Source organism: uncultured Salegentibacter sp. (assembly GCF_963972535.1).
Taxonomy (GTDB): Bacteria; Bacteroidota; Bacteroidia; order Flavobacteriales; family Flavobacteriaceae; genus Salegentibacter.
Genome location: NZ_CAXAVR010000042.1, coordinates 1 through 21,212, shown reverse-complemented (window position 1 = coordinate 21,212; position 21,212 = coordinate 1). Strand labels below are relative to the sequence as shown.

Genomic DNA, 21,212 nt, shown 5'->3' with positions numbered 1-21,212 from the left:
GAAGATTTTAAAACCGGCCAGATCCTGGTTTTTGATAAGCCATTGGAGTGGACATCATTTCAGTTGGTTAACAAGGTGCGTTGGTTAATTAGAAAAAGCTGCGGAATAAAAAAGATAAAAGTAGGCCACGCCGGTACTTTAGACCCTTTGGCTACCGGAGTTTTGGTAATATGCACTGGGAAATTCACCAAAAAGATTCCCGAGCTGCAAGGAACCGAAAAAGAATATACTGGAACTTTTACCCTGGGTGCCACAACCCCTTCTTACGATATGGAAACTGAAATAAATAAAACCTTCGAAACAGCTCATATTGCAGAGGAAGATTTAGATGGCGCCGCGCTTCAGCTTACAGGAGAAATTGAACAAACCCCGCCGGTATTTTCTGCTTTAAAAAAAGATGGGAAACGCCTTTATGAATATGCCAGGAAAGGAGAAGACGTGAAATTAGAGAGCAGGCCGGTTACCATACACAAATTTGAAGTAGATGCCCCACGGTTTCCCGAAGTAGATTTTAGAATAGTTTGCAGTAAAGGCACTTATATTAGAAGCATGGCGAACGATTTTGGAATTGCGCTTGGCTCTGGCGCCTACCTCTCTTCCCTTAAAAGAACGCGCGTTGGCGAATTCACTTTAGAAGAAGCTTTAGACCTTCAATCTTTTGAAAAATTATTACCTTCAGCATAAAATAGAACATTACACGTTTTATTTTATAGCATGGATTTTTTCGATAAACATAAAGCCCTCATCATTACCGTACTTTTTTGTTCGGTTTTAATTCTTGGCCTTTATAATTTTAACCTTTCCCAAAAACAAAAGTACCAACAAGAAATGTTGGTAGACCTAGAAGAATATTCACAAACTGAGGAGGAAGAAGAAATTCCGGAAGAAGAACCTGAACCTCAAACCTCTAATAATTCACCCGAAACACATAGAGCATTTAATGAAAACCAGGAAGCGCGGGAAGAAAATTTCAACAGAGAATTAGATGAAATCTTAGAACAGAATAGTGCGCAACAGGAAGAAAGTTCAGAAAACGAAACTGAAACTACTACCCAAGGCACTTTTGCTACCGGCAATAAATCTGAAACAAAAAAACAATCTGACGGCAATGATTCTTCCAAAGACATTTCTACCCAATCGGGAAGTTTAAGAAATAGTTCTATCTCATTTTCGCTGCGCGGAAGAAATGCCATCTCTATTCCTAATCCCATTTATACCTGCGACAGGGCCGGAAAAATTGTAGTAAATATCACTGTAAACGCTGAAGGCCGTGTAATTGATACCGGCATTAATAAGGCAAGTTCTACTTCAGATAACGAATGCCTGATAGAAAATGCGTTAGAATATGCCGCCAATGCCGTATTTTCCCAATTGGCGGGAAGAAACGAACAACCCGGCACCATTACCTACAATTTTAAACCTTAAAAAGAATGGCAAAATTACAACGCTGTGGCTGGTGTGAAGGCGATGCACTTTACGAAGCATACCACGATAATGAATGGGGCGTACCTGTTTATGATGATGAAACCATCTTTGAATTTCTAATCCTGGAAACATTTCAAGCCGGTTTAAGCTGGATTACCGTATTGCGAAAAAGAGAAAATTTCAGAAAAGCTTTTGATAATTTTGACTACAAAAAAATCGCTAAATATTCTGAAGAAAAAATTCAGGAATTATTGGGAAATCCGGGGATTATCAGGAATAAATTAAAAGTAAGAGCTACGGTTACCAACGCTCAAAATTTTATAAAAATTCAGAAAGAATATGGGAGTTTCAGTAAGTATATTTGGAGTTTTGTAGATGGCGAGCCAATTCAGAACGCAATAGAAGATTACAAAAAAGCTCCTGCAACTAGCGTTATTAGTGATAAATTAAGCAAAGATTTAAAGAAAAAGGGATTTAAGTTTGTAGGGTCCACCGTAATGTATGCTCATATGCAAGCAACAGGAATGGTAAATGATCACGAAGTAACTTGTTTTAGGTATAAAGCAGTTAAAAAACTCTCTTGATTTTAATCTTCAAGAGGAATTTCTAAATATTTTAGAAATCTGGCTCTCGAAATTTCCTCAGCCCCAAGACTTTCTAAGTGTTTGGTATAAACCTGACAATCTATAAGTTTAACACCTTCATCTTTTAACTGATTAACCAGGGTTATAAAACCGTATTTAGAAGCATTACTAACCCTGGCAAACATACTTTCACCACAAAACACCTGTTGTTCTTTAAGATAAATTCCGTAAAGTCCGCCCACCAGCTTATCATCCTGCCAAACCTCTACAGAGCGGGCAAGATTAAATTCATGTAATTCTCTATAACTTTTAATTATCTCTGGAGTTATCCAGGTTCCATGTTGGCCTTCCCTTCTAATTTCTGCACACGCTTCTATAACTCGTTCAAAATCTGTATCAAAAGTTACTTTAAAAGCTTCTTTTTTAAATAGTTTCTTCATACTCTTAGAAACTTTCAATTTCTCGGGAAAAAGCACCATTCTGGGGTCTGGACTCCACCAAAGTACAGGCTGAGAATCGTCATACCAGGGAAAAATTCCGTGGTTATATGCATAAATTAAACGCGGAATACTCAAATCTCCTCCAATAGCCAATAATCCCTGTTCATCGGCTTCAGAAATGGGAGGAAATTTTTCGTTATGTTGTAAATAATGCAATTATCAGGGATTTTAGATGAATAAGAAAAGTACAAAAAGAAAAAGCTTAGCCCTCTTAAGAGGATGCTAAGCTTTTTATAATATGAAACGAAATTATTTCTAAATCCGGTAAGGATTTTTTAGAAAGGAAGATCGTCGTAATCTTCTTCGTTTAAGTTGTTTGCAGGTTCAAAATTATCTGGCGGCGGAACATTTTGCCCACCTGCGGGCTGGTCTGCCTGTAGATTTTCTATTCTCCAACCCTGGATAGAGTTAAAATATTTGGTTTCTCCCTGCGGACTTACCCATTCTCTACCTCTAAGGTTAATTCCAATTTTTACCGGTTGACCTACCTGAAAGTTATTAAGCAAATCTGTTTTATCCTGAACAAATTCTATCATAATATGTTGTGGATATTGCTCCTCTGTAGTCACTACTACTTCTCTCTTTCTAAACCCATTATTTCCAAAGGTCTTGGTTTCACCAATTAACTTAATCTTGCCTTGTACTTCCATTTTAATCTGTTTTTGCTAATAATAATTTCCAGGCAGCATCGGTATTGTTTTTCTCTAAAAACAATTGTGCCCGGGTATGAATATCTGTTTTGTTATTTGCTTTTACTAATTCAGCTAAATCTTTATTTTCAGCTATAAAACCTGCAATTTCCTCATCTTTTGGCAGCGCTTCAACATTCCCCAATTTACCAAGATCATTTCCGGTTAAGGTTTTACTTTCCCTAATTTCCGCAGGAATGGTATCTATACCAATTCCTAAACTGGAAAGCGGCTTTGGAACCTCAAACATTCCCATATTGGCACGGGTATACCAATTACCGCCCATTCTGGCCACCTGGTCTATTTTATGTTGATCTATAAATCCGTCATCATCTAAAATGCTTTCATTAATATGCATTTTAAGGACTTCACAAATCACAAGATTCCCGGCACCGCCTTCCTGGCCGGTTTCAATTACTTGTTTCACTTTACATTCAAATTGTACCGGCGATTCAGCAACACGAAATGGTTTCACAAGATCAGATTTCAGCATTGTAAAACCTGCTTTTTCAAACTCATTTACACCTTCGGCATATTCGGTACTGGAAAGTGACATTTGCTGAACAATATCGTAGTTTACAATATTGATAACCACCTCATCAATATTCTTAACATTGGTGTAGGTATGCTTTACCGTATTATCCCTGCCTCTTCTCGCCGGGGAGAAAATTAAGGTAGGAGGATTAGATCCAAAAACATTAAAAAAGCTGAAAGGCGATAAATTTGATCGGCCTTTAGTATCTATTGTACTGGCAAAAGCGATAGGCCTGGGACCAATAGCACCAAGCAAATAGCGATGAAGCTTGCCTGTGCTCACCTCTTTAGGATCTATTGTAAGCATACTTGTTTTTTGGCAAAGGTAACGAAACCAATAGGGAATGAAAAGCCGGGACACGCAATAAAATTCGTTTAAAAACGCTTATCTTTAAATCCTTTAAAGCTCAGAAGCCTGTATGAACTTCACAGACGAACGCACTTTTAATCGCTGGTTTATTATTATCTCGTGTTTTATAGTAGTAGGCCTGGTTTTATGGAATACTACCATCTTTTTTCAGCGTTTAAAACAAGATGAACGAGCTAAAATGAATATTTGGGCGAAAGCGCAGGAAGCTTTAGACCGGGACCCGCCACCGGCCGATGCCGATCTTGATCTTATTCTTGAAATTTTAAATAACAATACCACAATTCCCATAATCCATACCGATACCGATGGAGATATTGCCTACACTACTAATATTGATCCCGATAAATTAGAAAATGAGAAACAAGCGCAACGACTTCTTGAAAATTTAAAGGAAGAAAATGCTCCTATTATTATAAACCTGGGAAATGGAGAGCAACAGTATATTTACTACGGCAATTCCCCGGTTTTAAACAGTCTTAAGTATTATCCTGTTGGGCTGGTTCTTATAGGTTTTCTTTTTATTGGGGTAGTTTATTTTTTCTATACCACAACGAAAAACAGCGAACAGAATAAGCTCTGGGCCGGGATGGCGAAAGAAACTGCACATCAAATTGGCACTCCCTTATCTTCGCTTATTGGCTGGACCGAAATCCTGAAACAGGAAAATGTAAAAGAATCCTACATTATTGAAATGGAAAAAGACATTGACCGTCTTGAAACCATCACTGAACGTTTTTCTAAAATAGGTTCGTCTCCAATTCTGGAAAAAACAAATATAATTGAAGCAACTCAAAACAGCTTCGATTATATAAAAACAAGAAGCTCACGGCTTATTGAATTCTCCATTGACATACCTAAAGGATATATCCCGGTAATGTTAAATTCCCAACTTTACAGCTGGACCATAGAAAACCTGGTTAAAAATGCCATAGATGCAATGCGCGGAAAAGGGAAATTGCATATTCAAATTAAAGAGGAACAGAAATGGGCGCATATCTTTATAAAAGATACGGGAAAAGGGCTTGATAAAAATAAATTTAAACTCGTTTTTGAACCCGGGCATACCACAAAAAAAAGAGGCTGGGGCCTTGGCTTATCTTTAGCAAAACGAATTATTGAAGGCTATCACCACGGGAGAATAAAAGTAGAAGAAAGCGAAATAAACAAAGGCACAACTTTTAAAATTTCCCTCAGGAAAGTTTAGAATTTAGAAAGTTGTGTTCTTAAATCTTCAGGAATTCGGAAGGTATTATCTTTTTCAAAATCATAGCAAACCACTACATCTTTACCTTCAGCGCAAACTTCATTAATGTCATTTAGAATAAGATGTTTTAAACCGAAACTGGAATTTTTTATAAAATCTATCCTGGTTTTTACTATAGCTTTCCCGGGGTAATACAGCGACTTTTTAAAATCGCAATGTGTAGAAACCAACATAGTTCCCATATTGGTATTCTCATACATCTCGTAAATACCTGAAGCTTCCCAAAAATTTACTCGACCCGACTGCATATAGCGCATAAACGAGATATTATTTACGTGCTTATACATATCTAAATCGCTCCAATCTATTCTAAGCTCGAGTTTTAAATTATACGTTTCGCTTTCCATTAAAGATTAACGTGAATAGATTCTGCCAGTTTTTTAAATTCCTCTTCTTCCATTTTTACGCTTTTAGAAAAATCCATATCGCTCATAGAATTTAACGGGATAAGATGTACGTGAACATGCGGAACTTCAAGCCCAACAACGGCCATTCCCACGCGCTTGCACTCTACCGTTTTCTCTAAAGCGATGGCTACTTTGCGGGAAAAACGCATTAATTCCTGGTACATCTCTTCTTCCAAATCAAAGATCTTATTCACTTCTTTCTTCGGAATACATAAAGTATGTCCCTTTGCATTTGGATTAACATCTAGAAAAGCTAAAAACTGACTATCTTCTGCGATTTTGAAAGCAGGCACTTCTCCCCTTACTATTTTAGTGAATAAACTGGCCATAATATTTTTGAATTGGTTAGTATATAAATATAAAATCCTTTTCACAGAACCTTAGTTAAAGGTATTGGAAAAGGATTTCACAAACTGTTAAATACCGGAAACTTATTCTCTCCAGATCTCTAAAATTTCAAATTTCATCTTACCGCTGGGTACATCTATTTCCGCTGTATCCCCCACTTCTTTACCGAGTAATCCCTTTCCTATAGGAGAATCTACCGAGATCTTACCCGTTTTTAAATCGGCTTCACTCTGTGCTACCAGCTTATATTTTACTTCGGCCCCACTTGTTTGGTTTTTTATTTTCACGTGGGAATGTACCAACACTTTAGAAGTATCTAATTGAGATTCATCTATAACTCTTGCATTGGCCACCACTTCTTCTAATTTTGAGATCTTCATTTCTAAGAGACCCTGAGCCTCTTTGGCAGCATCATATTCTGCATTCTCACTTAAATCTCCTTTATCACGGGCTTCGGCAATAGCTTCTGAAGCTTTAGGCCGTTCTACATCACGTAGCTGATTAAGTTCATCCCTCAACTTTTTTAATCCCTCTTCAGTATAATAAGATACTTTGCTCATAACTTCATCGTTTATATAAATAGAAAAAATCCCATAGCACGACGGGATTTGTTTAACAAATATAATAAATTTACGCCTTGAAAACAATAATAATATTTAGCGAAAAAATTGCCGATATCATGAAAAAACCTCTTTTTTTCCTTCTATTTTCAGTAATTTTTAGCGCTTGCTCCACCAATGATGACAATGACTTTAATAACCCGAACCTAATAGATTTGAATTTTAGACTTCAACTAAACCTGGATTTTCCTGAATATAATGATCTTCAATTTCCTGGGAATAGCTTTACTACCTACAACGAAGGCATAAAGGGTGTGGTGGTTTATAATATAAATAATTCACAATACACCGCTTTTGAATTAAGCGACCCCAATCATCCGCCGAATAATTGTTCTGCAATGACGGTTGAAGGGATTATTGCTACCTGTAACTGTGAAGATGCAAATTCTTATAATATAATTACCGGTGAATTAATGGAAGGTGAAGGAGAATACTCTATGAAACCTTACCGAATTGAGCGCCGTAGTAATACTATTGAGGTTTATAATTAAAAACCTCCCCCCTCCTGGTAATAGGGAGGAGCGAGGCGACAAACAAATTAAAATTTCAAAGTAATTCCGGCTAAAAAGTTTGTGGTGGCCTGCGGATAATAGCCCGCACCATCTAAGGTTTGTAAACCTGTAGCAGTATCTGGGTTTTCTACATTAAAAGTGTAGTAATATCCATTAGAAACATATTCTTCTCCCAGGATATTATTTACTAAACCTGTAAAAACAACTTCTTTAAATAAAGGTGCATTTCGCCAGGTATACTGAATATTAAAATCGTTCACAAAATAGGCGTCCAGCTTAGAATTTTCGGCTTCAATATTACTCATATACTGCTCTCCTACATATTTTGAAAGAAGGCTTAATTCTAATCCTTCTGCGGGTAGGTAAGTAATTCGGTTTCCTCCTACTATAGAAGGAGAAAAGGAAATATCTGTATTTCCAAAATCAACTAATTCTCCATTCCAGGTAGAAACAAAATCTACATTTTTATTTCGACTTAAAGCCAGGTTTGGTCTAACAAATATTTTATCTGAAAGCCTAATTACTGCATCTATTTCCAAACCTAAACGATAACTATTTCCGCTATTTTCACGAATAAAAGCGCCAACATCATCAATACCACCAGTAAGTACTAATTGGTTTTGATAATCCATATAATAAAGGTTGGTGTTTAGTTGAACCGATGGTGTATTATGGCGCCACCCTAATTCAAAATCGTTTAATTCTTCGTGTTCAGGTTCGCCGTTTTCGTAGTCGCTGCGGCGTGGTTCCCTATTAGCACGGGCATAAGAAAAATAGAACTGATTTTGATCGTTTAAAGCATAAGTTAATCCGGCTTTAGGATTAAAGAAGGTAAATGAATCATCGACCAGAAATTGAGTACCTTCAGATAACATTCCTTCGGTTTCATAATCAATGGTTCTTACCTGCAGGTCTAAATAAGCCGCGAGTTTTTCTGAAACTGCATACGTGGCTTTTCCGTAGAGATTAAAATCGGTTTTTGTTCCTGTATTTTCATAATACGGCTCATAAGGATCATTATGCCTGGCAAAACGAGTATAAATTACTTCTCCAAAATGATCTCCAATATAACGGTTCCAACCACCGCCAAAAATCACATCCCAATCCTGATCCTGATAATTTAGACTGAAAACGCTTCCGTAGAAATGATTATCCAGCCATTTGGTTCCTACAAGATCTGAGGTGGTTACTTCTTCACCTTCGGCCTGAAAATTCTCCAGCCCAAATTCATTTAAAGTAGCTTCTTCTTCATATTCCTCATAATAACCGCGCCCGTAAGTATAATGAAAAGCAAGGTTAGAAGACCAGTTCTTGTTATACTCCTGATTCCACAATAACTGATAATGATCCTGCTTGTAATTATCGGTTTGATTATCGTAAAATTTAGTATTTCCTTCTTCATCGGTATAAACCCCGGCGGGATTGTAAGTTCTATCATTTTCCAGAGTTTCAGCATCAATTCCGTACCAGGCCTGGTAAGTTCTTTCGCTTCCGCCAAAAGTAATGGCTTTTACTAAGGTGTTTTCGTCTACATAAGTACCCTGTAAGAAATAAGACTTTAAATCACTACTGGCACGATCTATATAGCCGTCACTTTTTATTTGAGAAGCTCGACCTGCAAATTCCCAATGATCGTCTATAAGCCCTGTACTGAATTTCACGGTGTGCTTGTGTGTATTAAAAGAACCGTAGCTATTGGCAATTTCTGCATTTGCTTCTTTGCTATAACCATCGGTTAAAATGTTTAGGCTGGCACCAAAAGCTCCTGCGCCATTTGTAGAAGTTCCCACCCCTCTTTGCAGTTGCAGATTTTCTACAGAAGAGGCAAAATCTCCAAGATTTACCCAAAAAGTTCCAAGACTTTCGGCATCGTTATAAGGAATTCCGTTTATGGTAACATTTGTACTGGTGGGGCCGCTACCTCTAACCCTAATCCCGGTATAACCAACACCTGCCCCAGCATCACTGGTAGTAACCACGTTTGGCATATAATTCATTAACACAGGGATATCCTGCCCCAGGTTTCTATCTTCAATCTCTTCGTTAGTAAGATTGCTGTAGGTAATTGGCGATTTTGCGCTTACCCGCACCGAAGAAAGAAAAACCTCGTCTAAAACCTCCTGTACATCGCTAAGATCTACATCCAGGGTTTTATCCTGATCCAGTTTTACTTTTAAGGTTTTTTGGTTTCCATAGGAAAATACCAGGTTGTACTCACCTTCTTCAAGCTCAAGGCTGTACCTGCCATTCTCATCGGTAGTGGTGCCATCGGCTGGTTCTACGGCATAAACTGCAACTCCTTCAACCGGAGTTGCACCACGGGAAACTGTGCCCTGTAAAGTGTGAGTTTGAGCAACGGCTTGCAATGAAATTAAGCAGAGGCCGGTAAAAAATAATAAAGATTTCATTCGTAATAAATTATTTACGAATAAAAGGGGCTATTATTCTTTGGTTAAAATTAGATAAAAAAAACCCTGAAATTGCCCACCGGTGTTTTGGCATTTTCAGGAGTAACATACGTTTGCGCTACTTGCGCGTGTCCCTTGGCAGCATTACCTGCCCAGGTTCTTTGGGTATGATCTCAGCCACACTTAAGTGGCACCCCTTTGAGATTTGCGGCAAATGTATAAAGCTTTTATGGAATTCCCATAATTTTTGAGCCAATAATTCAGCCCTCTAAACCATTAGCTTAGCAAAGGGCTTCAAATTTAAACAGGTACAAAAATTCTAAGATCCAGGATTAAGCTATTTTCATTTCGTTTAAATGGTGTAATTTTGGTTGTAACAATTTTATGCGAAACACAAAGCAGTCAATAACTTATAAAGTGATTGGCGGATATCTTTTGATAGCCGCTCTGGCAGCACTTGCCGTATGGTTTGTATGGAAACAGGTGGTTGCTTTTAGTGAAGTTTCAGAAAATAACAGCAACAATAATGAGCAATTATTTCTGCTAAGTGATATTACTACCAGTCTTTTTGAAACCGAAAATTTAAGCAGGCAACTTATTCAAACCGGAAATGAAGCCGATTTGGAAAAGTATCAACTTCAAATAGACAGCATTCAACTTGATATCCAAAATTTAAAAAATAGCTATGCTGATAATTCTATGAAAAATGAATTAGACAGTATTGCTGAATTGCTTTCAGACAAAACCTCCAACCTCCAGGAACTTTACAAATTAAGAGAGCAGCAACGTAACCAAAATTATTATTCGCAGGTTTTAAATGAACTTAGAAAAGTAGACCCTTCTTTTAACGATTACAATTATAGGCAACGTTTCTCCAACCTGGAACCGCACCAGCGCAGGTTATTAATTAGGTTGCTGGAATATTCCCGGGAAGATAACGCTGAACAACTCACCAACCGCACCGCCGATTCTATAATTGGTTCGGTTAGAAATGTACTAAGCCAACTGGAGATTGCCAATAGGAGGTTTCAAAACACGGTAGACGAAAAGGAACAACAATTCCTTGAAAACGATATGATTATTAACCAGCAGCTAAGACGTTTGCTGGGAAAAATTGAGCAGGAAGAACGGGAAGCATCTATACAACGCGCCAAAATATCTCAAAATATGATTGAAGAAAGTTCGCAAATCTTCCTTATCGCAGGAATTGTGAGTTTCTTAATTATTTTACTATCACTTATTTTTATAATTCAGGATATTACTAAAAGTCAGCAATACCGAAGAGAATTAGAAGAAGCCAAAGATTTTGCTGAAAGTTTGCTAAAGAAACGTGAGCAATTTATGGCCGCAATTACCCACGATTTACGCTCTCCACTCAACACACTTATTGGCTACACAGATCTAATTGAAAAATCTTCGCTAAATAGCAAGCAATCGCATTATATGGATCAGGTGAAGAAATCCTCTAATTTTATTCTGCATTTAGTAAACGATTTATTGGATCTTTCTAAGCTGGAAGCCGGTAAAATGACTGTGGAAAAACTTCCTTTTAACCCCGCAAAACTTATAAGAGACACCGTTTATAACTCTTTACCGGCAACAAAGAATGAAAAGGTGGAGGTGATCTTTGAAGCTTCAGAAGAAACCGATACCCAGGTGCTTAGTGATCCCTTCAGAATAAAACAAATTATCGCCAACCTCATCACTAATGCCTGTAAATTCACCCACGAAGGAGAAATAAGAGTAGGTATTCATCTTAAAAAAGAAATTGAAGATAGCTATTGTCTAATTATTTCGGTAAAAGACACCGGGATAGGAATTTCCAAAGAAAAACAGGAGGAGATTTTTGAAGAATTTTCACAGGAAAATACAAAAATTGAAAAAGCATATGGCGGTACCGGCTTGGGACTTACAATCACAAAAAGTCTTACCGAATTACTAAAAGGTGATTTAAAGCTTGAAAGTGAGCAGGGACAAGGTAGTGAATTTACAGTTTTTATTCCCGTTAGAAAACTTCCTGTTGAGGCAACAACAACTGCAGAAGTATCAACGATTGCAGAAATGCCAGACCTGAGCGGTAAAACTGCCCTTATTGTTGATGATGAACCATCGCAGCTTTCTTTAACACGGGAATTGCTAAAATCTATGGGAATGCAATGCGACAGTGCCCTAAACGGAAATGACGCACTGAAAAAACTGGAAAATAAAAACTATTCTTTGGTTTTAACCGATATTCAAATGCCAGAAATGGATGGTTTTGATCTTATTAAAAATATCCGGAAAAAATATAAAGTAAGTGAATTACCGGTAATAGCTTTATCTGGCAGGACCGATATTGATGCTGAAACTTATAAACTTGCCGGATTTAATAAAAGCCTTTTAAAACCATATAAACCCGGAAAATTACAACAAAGCATAGCCGAAATTTTTAAACTTGACCTGAAGCAAAAAGTAAATAACAACCTCCAGAATTCTACGAACAACACTTATGATTTGCAGGACATTTATGATTTTTCGGCTGGAGATCAAAAAGCAGTACAAACCATTTTAGAAGCTTTCATAGAAAGTTCCAGATCGCAAATTGAACTTATTGCCATTGCCAGGGAGAAAAACGATGCCAAAGAGGTAGCGCGCCTGGCGCATAAAATGGTGCCTATGTTAAAACAAATAAATGCCAGGCAGCAGGCAGGGCAATTTGAAAGACTGGAACAACAAGAAGTTTTTTCTGATGAAGAATTTCTACAACTAAAAGCTGACATCTTAAATTTAATGGAAGAACTGGAGCAGGAAATTAAAGTTTAATATCGTATTGCTTTAGCTTATTATATAGGGTTTTACGATCTATAGAAAGCAATCTTGCTGCCTTACTTTTATTACCACCAGCTTTCTCCAAAGCGTCTAAAATAAGCTGTTCTTCGTTCTTATTTTTAAATAGACCGTATTCGGTTTCTGTATTAGATTGGGAAGCAGTGGCTATTTCATGAGGCAATACTTTAAGAGGAATCATATCATCTTGCGTTAGCAGTACCGCACGTTTTACCATATTCTTTAACTCTCTTAGGTTTCCGGGCCAGTTATAGTTCTTAAAAGCTTCAATAGCACTTTCGGTAAAACCAATCACATTTTTCTCCAACTCAGCATTGGCTTCTTCCAGAAAATATTCAGCAAAAAGCATTAAATCTTCTTTGCGCTCTTTTAAAGCAGGAACTTTAATAGAGAATTCATTAAGACGGTGATAAAGATCTTCCCTAAACTCCCCTTCTTTCACCGCTTGTGCAAGATCTTCGTTAGTGGCCGTGATCACCCTTATATCTACCTGAATTTCATTATTACTTCCTACCGGTTTTATTTTTCTTTCCTGTAAAGCTCGTAGTAATTGCACCTGAAGTTCATAACTTAGGTTTCCTATTTCATCAAGAAAAAGTGTACCACCGTTTGCAGCTTCAAAATGCCCGGTTTTATCGTTTATAGCACCGGTAAAAGATCCTTTTAAATGACCAAAAAATTCACTGGATGCCAATTCTCTAGGGATAGCACCACAATCTACAGCGATAAAAGGAGCATCAGCACGTTTACTTTGTTTATGGATACTTTTTGCAACCTGTTCTTTTCCGGTTCCACTTTCTCCCATAATTAAAACCGACATATTGGTAGGAGCTACTAATTCTATATAATCACTTAGTTTTAAAGCAGCTTCACTAACACCTTTCACAAAACTTGTCCCTTGCAAAGAATCTGTTTTTTGTGTTTTCTCGGGTCTTTTTTCAACAGTGGGTTGTACTTCTGTATGGGTTAAAGCATTTTTAATTGTTTGTAAAATAGATTCTGGTCTAAATGGTTTGGAAACATAATCGAAAGCACCATTTTTCATAGCTTCTACGGCCATGCTAATTTCAGCATAACTGGTCATGATAATAACCTGCGTACCGGCATTTTCCAACTTTACCTGTTTTAAGATATCAAGACCACTAGTGTCTGGCAATCTTACATCTGAAAGGATAAGGTTAAAAAAATTAGCTTTAAGCTTCTTAAAAGCTTCTAAGCCAGAAAAAACCAATTCAACCTCATAGTCGCGCTTGATTAAAAATGTTTTCAACATAGTCCCAAAAGGAACATCATCTTCAACTATAAGAATTTTTGTCATTGATCTTAATTTAAATCGTCTTGCAAATTTAACAATCTAAAATTCATTGGGTTTAAAATTAGCATAAAAAAAGAGACCTCGTTAAAGGTCTCTATCAATGACAATCTAAATTTTTATTAAAAAGTGTCATTGGGTGGTATCCATTTTCCAGACTACATTAAGTAAATCGTCATAAATCTTTCAGCTTAACTTAAACGGCTAAAAGTGTTAGTTAGCAGGCCCCAATGGTCCTAAAACCGTTCAAGTTTACATTCTACCCTAAATATACAGAATTTTCTACTTACTTTATGTTATTTTCTGGTGCCAAAGGAGTTGGTTTCTCTTAAATTCCAGCTAAAATTTCTTAAAAAAATTTCCGTTGGAAGTTTGTAGGGTAAATATATCCAACGGAAATTTAAGGTTAGTTAGCAAGTAGTTAATCTATTTATCCTCTTTTTCGATCCAATTTCCTTCAGCATCGATGTAAGCTTTTTTCTTTTCACCATCTACATTAAGTGATAGTTTATATACTTTCTTACCCTCTTTTTCTTTCACCCAGGCTTCTTCAGCTACGGCTCCATTCATATCGGTCATTACCGCATCTTTAATTGCTTGCGGAAGTGCCAATACATCAACTTCTTTATAATCGTCTTTTGTTTCCTGAGCTTCTTCTACACTCTCAATTTGTTCCATTTCTTCTGGCTCTTCTACCTGCGCTTGTGCATTTTGACTGAATAAGAACATTCCGGCTGCAGCCATTAAAGTTAATCCTAGCTTTTTCATAATAATAAGGTTTTAAGTTTGTGGTTTAAATATGATAGGTATAAAGGAAGAATTATACCAAAGTCTCATAATATTAACTAACTATCTAACAATAAGCTTTTTACAAAATACGCAATAAATTAATTGGGAATTTGTTATGTAGAAAGCTGGGGTTTTTAAGAGAACATTATGTAGAAATGTAGAATTACCAATTTTATGAAACAAAAAAAGAGACCCTGAGGCCTCTTTTTCTCCGAAAATCTAAATTATACAACAGTATCTTAAGCTGCTATATTTAATATTAATTTAGCGATAATTACATATAAAAAATTGTACCAGTAAAATCCTACAATTTTAATCTATTGAAAATTAACATTTTAAAATTTTATTGTTTTTAGGTTTCCACAAAACCCGGGATATTGTTGTAGAATTTTTCTACACTTATGTAGAAAAATGTCTCACTTATTTTAAAGGATCGTTTCTTCGGGCTTTCTTTTCGGCATTGATCTTTTTCGCTTTTAGGCGTTTTAACTTTGCAGCTTTGCTGGGTTTAGTTTTCTTTCTTGGTTTTGGTTTTTTAATATTCTCCCGAAGTAATTCAAAAAATTTTGCAACTACCAGCTCTTTGTTTTTATGCTGACTTCTACTTTCTTCACTATTGAGAATTAAAAGGTTCTCTTTGGTTAATCGAGTAGCCAGTTTTTTAATTAATCGCGCTTTCTCTTCTTCTAAAAGTCCTTCTGAAGCTTCTAAATCAAAATAAAGTTCCACTTTAGAGGAAGTTTTATTAACGTGCTGCCCGCCGGCACCAGAACTGCGCACGGCTTTAAAACTAAGTTCCCGTGTTATTTGTTGCTCGTCCAAAACAAATTATTTGGCCTGATGAGAGGGTTTTAAAAGATCGGCTACCGTTTTTACCGGGTTAAAGGTCTCTACCGGAACTTCTACAAAAACAGTATTCCAGTAAGCCATACCGCCATTCCATAAGCCGGGGCGCTCCAGGGCTTTTAGAGGTTTGCCATCTTTGGTTTTAACTGCAATAAAACTCATATTTTCATCTACATAATTATTAAGATCAAAACTTTCTCCTTTATGGTTTTTAAGGCTACACGCTATATCTACCGGATTAAAATGTGTAGAATTATTTAGAATCTCTAATTGCTCTGAATTATTTTTATCTATTTGCGCACCTTCAATAATTTGAAGCGAGATCTCTCCATCTTCATTTTTAACCAAGAAAGGTCCGCCGCCGGGTTCACCTTCATTTTTCACCATTCCGCAAACTCTTAATGGGCGGTCTAATTTTTTACACAAATATTGCGTTTTTTCTTCCCCCGTAAATTTGTTAAAAGATGAAGTTACCTTTACAAACAGTTCATTCTCCAAAAATTCAGCAATCTCATCTAATTTAGCTTCAGAATTATTCCCACCGTCAAGGTTTTGCATATATTCAAAAACCTGATTTTGTAGCGCTATTAATTTACCACCCAACATTTTTTTCATTTCTACCACTTTTGGCAAATTGGTATTAACGACCACGTTATCTATGTTTTTAACAAAAATAAGATCGGCTTTTTGTTTATTCAGGTTTTCTATTAATGCTCCGTGCCCGCCCGGTCTAAAGAAAATCCTGTTATCTTCGTCTCTAAAGGGACTATTATCCTTATCTACCGCAATAGTATCGGTTTTTGGATCCTGGTAAGAATAAGAGATTTCAAATTTAGTGTGATTAGCCTCCTCTACTCTTTCTTTAATGTTCTCAAATTCTTCTTCAAAATTCTCTTTATCACCTTTAGCTACAGTAAAATGTAGTTCTGTGACGCCGTTTACCGAAAGATATTTCGCCGCACTATGCAAATGCTCTTCAAAAGCGGTAGCGGTATAATCGTTATACTGGTGGAATGGAACCAAACCTTTTGGCAAGTCGCTTAACCCAAGTCCGTTTTCATACAACATGGTTTTCACCAAAATTAAATGTCGTTCGTCATTAGATTTTTCTGAAAAATCTGGGTGATTTTCTTTGGCTTTTTTGGAAGCGGATTTATAAAATGGAAGTTTATCCATTTTCTCAAAAAACAACTGAAGGTTTTTATCATCCTTACTGTCTAAATAATCGCGTAAGCTTGTTTTTTCAGGATCAAATTCATCTGCAAAATTGTGAAATGCCTTAAACATTCGCGTTGCAGCACCAGAAGCGGGCACGAATTTTAAAAGGTCTAAATGCTCCTTTTTATCTTCAAATGTTTGAATATATTTTTTCTGATCTTCTACTGAATAGGCAAAAATGCCATTCCCTACGGTTGCCGCCTGTTGAATATCTACTTTTATATTTCCTCTTTCAAATATCTGGATTTGTCTTTCAACCTCCTGGGTTGATAATCCTTTTTCCTCAATTTGCAAGATGTCTATTTCGCTAAACTCCACGTCTATTTGTTTTTTAAAAGTTCGTCTATTTTCTTTACCGCAGTTTTAAAACGTTCCTCTAAATCTCCTTTTAGAATCACGTAAGGTTTTTTACTATTTTTAAGAGCAGCTTCAAACCTTTTAAACATCCCAATACGGTCTTCTGGTTTATCCCGAAGGTCATCGGGCGTCCACGGTACGTCAATATACGTTAAAAAGTAGAGATCGTAAATGTTGTTTAACGCATGTTTAAGAAGTTGAGGATCGCAAAACCCTTCGTAATAGGCTTCAGAATAAACCTTTAGCTCTAAAAGATCAGTATCGCTAATTAGGAGTTTATTAGCTTTTTTAGTGAGTACATTTTCACGTTTCATTTGGCCTTCGGCAATGGGAATCATATCTTTTGGTTCGCAAACTCTTTGCTCATTATCCCATTTCTCCTGAAGATAATCCCGCATAAATTCTTCTACCCAAAGTGTGTTATAATGTTTTGCCAGCATTTCTGCCAGGGTGGTTTTTCCCGTAGATTCTGGTCCAAAAAGAACCACTTTTAAGACGGACGAAGGTCGTTGCGCAAGTTTTTCTGCCATGCTTTATAGCCGTATATAGCGATTATAGTAAAAACAAAATATTGAAGTGCCGTTAAAGTAAAACCTTTATAAAAATAGAGTGGCACAGAAATAACATCGCCAATAATCCAGAAAATCCAGTTTTCAATCTTTCTATTGGCCATTTGCCACATTCCCACGAAGAAAATAGCAGTTGTAAACGTGTCTACATAGGCCGTCCAGTTGTTCCATTTATCAAAATACTCGTAAACAGCGAATACAAAAAGCAAGGTCGCAATAAAAATAAACAGACTTTGCCAATTTTCCTTTCTGGTAGTATTGGTTATGGGTGTATAATGTTCTTTATCTACTTTTCTTGTCCAAATATACCAACCATAAATGCTCATAGAAAAATAATAGGCGTTAATCATCATATCTCCCAACAATTCCCATTGCCAGAGTAAATAAACAAATATCATAGTACTTATAATCCCGGTGGGATAAACCAGAATATTATTTTGCTTGGAATAAATGACCGAAAGAAAACCGAAAATTACCGCAATTACTTCCAGGATAATAAATAAAGTAGAATACCCGTAATACTGATCGAAGAAAAAATCAAAAATCGGCTGCATAGTCGCTAAGATCAGATTTTACAATTTTTATATAGATAAGTCCGCGGTCTATAGCTTCAAATACCTCTTTTATTTCTGAATTCAATAAATTCATCACCTCATCATACTCTCCATAAACCTGGGTGCTTAACGGATTTTCTTTTATTATTAATCCTGAATCCCTTAATTTTTTAATGAAATCTATGATTTTTGGTTCAAAATCGTCCTGCAACGGACTTAATGTTAATTCTACTGAAATTTTCATGATTGAAATTTTACCCACGAATATTTTGCTGGAATTTCCGTGGAAGCCAAATTTAAAGATTTGAAATTAGTATTGTGGCTTCAACTAACAAATTGTGAAGCTGTGCTTATTTGGACTACCAAAAACTAGATTCTGAATAAATTCAGACTGACGTTTACTAATTTTCAAATTGTGTTCCCATAACGATCATATCAGCTCCTGCTCTGTAGGCATTTTCCTGTTGTTCTAAACTTCGAATTCCGCCACCTACAATCAAAGGAATATTTAATGCTTTTTTTACTTCAGTAATAATTTTTTCGGAAACCGGAAAATCAGCTCCACTTCCTGCTTCCAGGTAAATAAGTTTTTTTCCCGAAAATTCTCCCGCTAAGGCTGTATTAATAATAGTTTCTACCTGGGATTGTAGAATTGGCTTTGTACGGCTTACTCGCTGCACAGCGCTTTCTTTCCCACCGTCAATTAGAATATAGGCCGTTGGAATAATTTCCAGTTTGCTATTTTTTAATTTTTCTACAGATTTCACCTGTTGCTCTATTAAATACTCAGGATTTCTTCCGGAAAGGAGGCTTAAAAAAAGTAATGCATCTGCTGTTTCTGTAATTTGTGAATAATCTCCCGGAAACAGAATAACAGGCAAATCGGTTTCAGCTTTAATCGCTTTTACGGTTTTTTCGGTTTTAAAATTTTCCACCTTGCTACCGCCTACAAAAATATGGGTAGTTTGTTTTGGTAATTTTTCCAGGTATAATTTTGTTTCCGCTTCTATAAATTTATCGGGATCTATTAAAATGGCGAGTAGTTTTTTTCCATTGGTCGCAGCCTGGAAAATTTCAGCATAAAAATTCCGCATTAACTTTGGACTTTTTTCGAGTCTTCCCAGCCATACACGCAGGTAAAACCTTCAAATTCCAAAAAATTCATCTCGTAAAAAGACTCTTTTCCTTTAAAGTTCACTTTCGCGGTAGTTTCGGCATCATCAAAATCAAAATCGGTCACATTTATGTGCTGTAAAAACCCAAGACCCGGTTCCGCAAACATTTTATAAATAGATTCTTTAGCACCCCAAACAATAGTGAGCTTTCTTATTAAAGCCTCTTCGTTTGCAACAGTATGATATTCACTAAGTGGTGTGAATTTATTGGCAATTTTGAGAATTTTATCGCGGCGTTTTTCAATATCTATTCCCACCTTTTCATCACTTAAAATAATAGCCGTAAAGTTAAAAGAATGGGTAATAGAGATATTCTTACCATTTTTTAAATGCGGTTTTCCTAAATCGTCATAAAATAAATCGTGATCTACATAGCCCGCTTCGGCCATTAAATGACGAATACTCATAAAACCACGACGGTGAATTTCAGATTTCATTCCCTTTACGCGATTTTGGCAATGTTCGGTTAATTCTATCCCTTCGCTAAGTTCTTTAAAAGGTTCTTCTACCTTCCAAATGAATACTTTAGTATGCGGGTTTACTGTTATTGTTTTGTAAAGTGGCATGTAGGTTTGTTATAGATTCCTTATTTTTGCGCAAGAAAAAATTGCTAATATTCAAATATAATAATATGTCGACTAAAACAGTGCCGTATACCGCTTATAAAGTTAAGGATATTTCCCTTGCCGATTGGGGAAGGAAGGAGATAGAACTCGCCGAAGCTGAAATGCCGGGATTAATGTCCCTGCGTGAAGAATATAAAAACGAACAACCCTTAAAAGGAGCCAGAATTGCCGGATGTCTTCACATGACCGTGCAAACTGCAGTACTTATTGAAACGCTTATTTCTTTAGGTGCCGATGTAACCTGGAGCTCCTGTAATATTTTCTCTACACAAGATCACGCTGCTGCTGCAATTGCTGCTGCAGGAATCCCGGTTTATGCCTGGAAAGGAATGACTGAAGAAGAATTTAACTGGTGTATTGAGCAAACCCTGTTTTTTGGAGAAGAACGCGAACCTTTAAATATGATTCTTGATGATGGTGGCGATCTTACCAATATGGTTTTTGATAAGTACCCGGAGCTTGCTGAAGGAATCCGTGGACTTTCAGAAGAAACCACCACTGGTGTTCATAGACTTTACGAAAGAATGAAAAACGGAACTTTGGTAATGCCGGCAATTAACGTAAACGACTCGGTTACCAAATCTAAGTTTGACAATAAATATGGATGTCGCGAGAGTGCAGTTGATGCTATTCGCCGCGCTACCGATGTTATGCTTGCAGGAAAACGCGTTGTAGTTTGTGGTTATGGAGATGTTGGTAAAGGTACTGCTGCTTCATTTAAAGGCGCGGGATCTATTGTAACTGTTACTGAAATTGATCCTATTTGTGCTTTACAAGCTGCAATGGACGGTTTTGAAGTAAAAAAATTGGAAACTGTTTTACCAAAGGCTGATATTGTAATTACCACTACCGGAAACAAAGATATCGTTAGAGGTGAACATTTTGAAGCGATGAAAGACAAAACCATAGTTTGTAATATTGGACATTTTGACAACGAAATTGATGTTGCCTGGCTGAATAACAACCACGGTGATTCTAAAGATGAAATCAAGCCACAGGTTGATAAATATACCATAGACGGAAAAGATATTATTCTTTTAGCTGAAGGGCGATTGGTAAATCTTGGTTGCGCCACTGGCCACCCAAGTTTTGTAATGAGTAACTCATTTACAAACCAAACTTTAGCTCAAATTGAACTTTGGAAAAATTCTGATAAATACGAAAATGAAGTTTATATGCTACCTAAGCATTTAGACGAAAAGGTTGCCAAACTTCATCTTGAAAAAATTGGAGTAGAATTAACCGAACTTAAAGATTACCAGGCTAAATATATTGGCGT

Annotated in this window: 23 protein-coding genes and 1 riboswitch; of the genes, 7 read left to right on the top strand and 16 right to left on the bottom strand. The window is 36.6% G+C overall.

Features of this window, described 5'->3' with window-relative positions:
• The 3 genes from truB to AACZ30_RS07275 all read left to right on the top strand — a co-directional run.
• Positions 1-684, top strand: a 684-nt coding sequence (gene truB, locus AACZ30_RS07285; RefSeq protein ID WP_339648544.1) for a tRNA pseudouridine(55) synthase TruB, incomplete at its 5' end; no start/stop codon positions are given.
• A 30-nt stretch (positions 685-714) separates the two neighbouring features.
• On the top strand, positions 715-1,425 hold the full coding sequence (locus AACZ30_RS07280; RefSeq protein WP_339648543.1) for an energy transducer TonB: 711 nt from the start codon (positions 715-717) through the stop codon (positions 1,423-1,425).
• A gap of 5 nt (positions 1,426-1,430) precedes the next feature.
• Complete coding sequence (locus tag AACZ30_RS07275; RefSeq protein WP_339648542.1) at positions 1,431-2,009, top strand: DNA-3-methyladenine glycosylase I; 579 nt, start codon at positions 1,431-1,433, stop codon at positions 2,007-2,009.
• Between the two features lie 2 nt (positions 2,010-2,011).
• On the opposite strand, the gene aat is transcribed toward AACZ30_RS07275, so the two are convergent.
• The 3 genes from aat to AACZ30_RS07260 form a co-directional block, all read right to left on the bottom strand.
• Positions 2,012-2,665, bottom strand: coding sequence for a leucyl/phenylalanyl-tRNA--protein transferase (gene aat, locus AACZ30_RS07270; RefSeq protein ID WP_339648541.1), 654 nt, complete (start codon positions 2,663-2,665; stop codon positions 2,012-2,014).
• Between the two features lie 119 nt (positions 2,666-2,784).
• The gene (locus AACZ30_RS07265) at positions 2,785-3,159 is read right to left on the bottom strand and encodes a DUF3127 domain-containing protein (RefSeq protein WP_075325625.1); all 375 of its coding nucleotides are present in this window, start codon (positions 3,157-3,159) and stop codon (positions 2,785-2,787) included.
• Between the two features lies 1 nt (position 3,160).
• Entirely contained in the window at positions 3,161-4,039 is an 879-nt protein-coding gene (locus AACZ30_RS07260) for a flavin reductase family protein (RefSeq protein WP_339648540.1), read from the bottom strand.
• Between the two features lie 112 nt (positions 4,040-4,151).
• Between AACZ30_RS07260 and AACZ30_RS07255 the strand changes: the two genes are divergently transcribed.
• Positions 4,152-5,306 carry a HAMP domain-containing sensor histidine kinase gene (locus AACZ30_RS07255; RefSeq protein ID WP_339648539.1) on the top strand — a complete coding sequence of 385 codons (1,155 nt, stop codon included), beginning with the start codon at positions 4,152-4,154 and terminating at the stop codon, positions 5,304-5,306.
• Here the strand turns inward: AACZ30_RS07255 and AACZ30_RS07250 are convergent.
• The 3 genes from AACZ30_RS07250 to greA all read right to left on the bottom strand — a co-directional run bounded on the left by AACZ30_RS07250 (position 5,303) and on the right by greA (position 6,681).
• Positions 5,303-5,713 (bottom strand): acyl-CoA thioesterase, encoded by a 411-nt coding sequence (locus AACZ30_RS07250; RefSeq protein WP_286761300.1) that lies wholly within the window; start codon positions 5,711-5,713, stop codon positions 5,303-5,305. The two genes, AACZ30_RS07255 and AACZ30_RS07250, sit on opposite strands and share 4 nt — an antisense overlap.
• The gene (locus tag AACZ30_RS07245; protein WP_075325621.1) at positions 5,713-6,102 is read right to left on the bottom strand and encodes an HIT domain-containing protein; all 390 of its coding nucleotides are present in this window, start codon (positions 6,100-6,102) and stop codon (positions 5,713-5,715) included. The genes AACZ30_RS07250 and AACZ30_RS07245 overlap by 1 nt, the downstream gene beginning before the upstream one ends.
• A gap of 102 nt (positions 6,103-6,204) precedes the next feature.
• Positions 6,205-6,681 (bottom strand): transcription elongation factor GreA, encoded by a 477-nt coding sequence (gene greA, locus AACZ30_RS07240; RefSeq protein WP_075325620.1) that lies wholly within the window; start codon positions 6,679-6,681, stop codon positions 6,205-6,207.
• 119 nt (positions 6,682-6,800) lie between these two features.
• Between greA and AACZ30_RS07235 the strand changes: the two genes are divergently transcribed.
• Positions 6,801-7,232, top strand: a complete 432-nt coding sequence (locus AACZ30_RS07235; protein ID WP_075327891.1) for a hypothetical protein — start codon at positions 6,801-6,803, stop codon at positions 7,230-7,232.
• Between the two features lie 47 nt (positions 7,233-7,279).
• On the opposite strand, the gene AACZ30_RS07230 is transcribed toward AACZ30_RS07235, so the two are convergent.
• Entirely contained in the window at positions 7,280-9,661 is a 2,382-nt protein-coding gene (locus tag AACZ30_RS07230; RefSeq protein ID WP_339648538.1) for a TonB-dependent receptor, read from the bottom strand.
• A 113-nt stretch (positions 9,662-9,774) separates the two neighbouring features.
• A riboswitch (TPP riboswitch) is annotated at positions 9,775-9,869 on the bottom strand.
• Positions 9,870-10,045: 176 nt separating this feature from the next.
• On the opposite strand from AACZ30_RS07230, the gene AACZ30_RS07225 reads away from it, so the two are divergent.
• Positions 10,046-12,463, top strand: a complete 2,418-nt coding sequence (locus tag AACZ30_RS07225; RefSeq protein WP_339648537.1) for an ATP-binding protein — start codon at positions 10,046-10,048, stop codon at positions 12,461-12,463.
• Here the strand turns inward: AACZ30_RS07225 and AACZ30_RS07220 are convergent.
• The 9 genes from AACZ30_RS07220 to AACZ30_RS07180 all read right to left on the bottom strand — a co-directional run bounded on the left by AACZ30_RS07220 (position 12,453) and on the right by AACZ30_RS07180 (position 19,873).
• Positions 12,453-13,805 carry a sigma-54 dependent transcriptional regulator gene (locus AACZ30_RS07220; protein WP_339648536.1) on the bottom strand — a complete coding sequence of 451 codons (1,353 nt, stop codon included), beginning with the start codon at positions 13,803-13,805 and terminating at the stop codon, positions 12,453-12,455. The genes AACZ30_RS07225 and AACZ30_RS07220 overlap by 11 nt on opposite strands.
• A gap of 420 nt (positions 13,806-14,225) precedes the next feature.
• A complete protein-coding gene (locus AACZ30_RS07215) occupies positions 14,226-14,567 on the bottom strand; it encodes a hypothetical protein (protein WP_339648535.1) in 342 nt (113 codons plus the stop codon).
• 441 nt (positions 14,568-15,008) lie between these two features.
• A complete protein-coding gene (gene arfB, locus AACZ30_RS07210; RefSeq protein WP_339648533.1) occupies positions 15,009-15,410 on the bottom strand; it encodes an alternative ribosome rescue aminoacyl-tRNA hydrolase ArfB in 402 nt (133 codons plus the stop codon).
• Between the two features lie 6 nt (positions 15,411-15,416).
• Positions 15,417-16,970 (bottom strand): DUF4301 family protein, encoded by a 1,554-nt coding sequence (locus tag AACZ30_RS07205; RefSeq protein WP_339648532.1) that lies wholly within the window; start codon positions 16,968-16,970, stop codon positions 15,417-15,419.
• A 2-nt stretch (positions 16,971-16,972) separates the two neighbouring features.
• Positions 16,973-17,539 carry an ATP-binding protein gene (locus tag AACZ30_RS07200; protein WP_339648531.1) on the bottom strand — a complete coding sequence of 189 codons (567 nt, stop codon included), beginning with the start codon at positions 17,537-17,539 and terminating at the stop codon, positions 16,973-16,975.
• Positions 17,500-18,132, bottom strand: a complete 633-nt coding sequence (gene pnuC, locus AACZ30_RS07195) for a nicotinamide riboside transporter PnuC (protein ID WP_075325612.1) — start codon at positions 18,130-18,132, stop codon at positions 17,500-17,502. The genes AACZ30_RS07200 and pnuC overlap by 40 nt, the downstream gene beginning before the upstream one ends.
• Positions 18,116-18,376, bottom strand: a complete 261-nt coding sequence (locus tag AACZ30_RS07190; RefSeq protein ID WP_339648530.1) for a thiamine-binding protein — start codon at positions 18,374-18,376, stop codon at positions 18,116-18,118. Before AACZ30_RS07190 ends, pnuC begins: the two co-directional genes overlap by 17 nt.
• A 157-nt stretch (positions 18,377-18,533) precedes the next feature.
• A complete protein-coding gene (locus AACZ30_RS07185) occupies positions 18,534-19,226 on the bottom strand; it encodes a geranylgeranylglyceryl/heptaprenylglyceryl phosphate synthase (protein ID WP_339648528.1) in 693 nt (230 codons plus the stop codon).
• Positions 19,226-19,873: a 4'-phosphopantetheinyl transferase superfamily protein gene (locus AACZ30_RS07180; RefSeq protein WP_339648526.1), complete on the bottom strand. Its 648-nt coding sequence runs from the start codon at positions 19,871-19,873 to the stop codon at positions 19,226-19,228. The genes AACZ30_RS07185 and AACZ30_RS07180 overlap by 1 nt, the downstream gene beginning before the upstream one ends.
• A gap of 65 nt (positions 19,874-19,938) precedes the next feature.
• On the opposite strand from AACZ30_RS07180, the gene ahcY reads away from it, so the two are divergent.
• The coding region (ahcY, locus tag AACZ30_RS07175; RefSeq protein WP_339648524.1) for an adenosylhomocysteinase at positions 19,939-21,212 on the top strand (1,274 nt) is incomplete at its 3' end.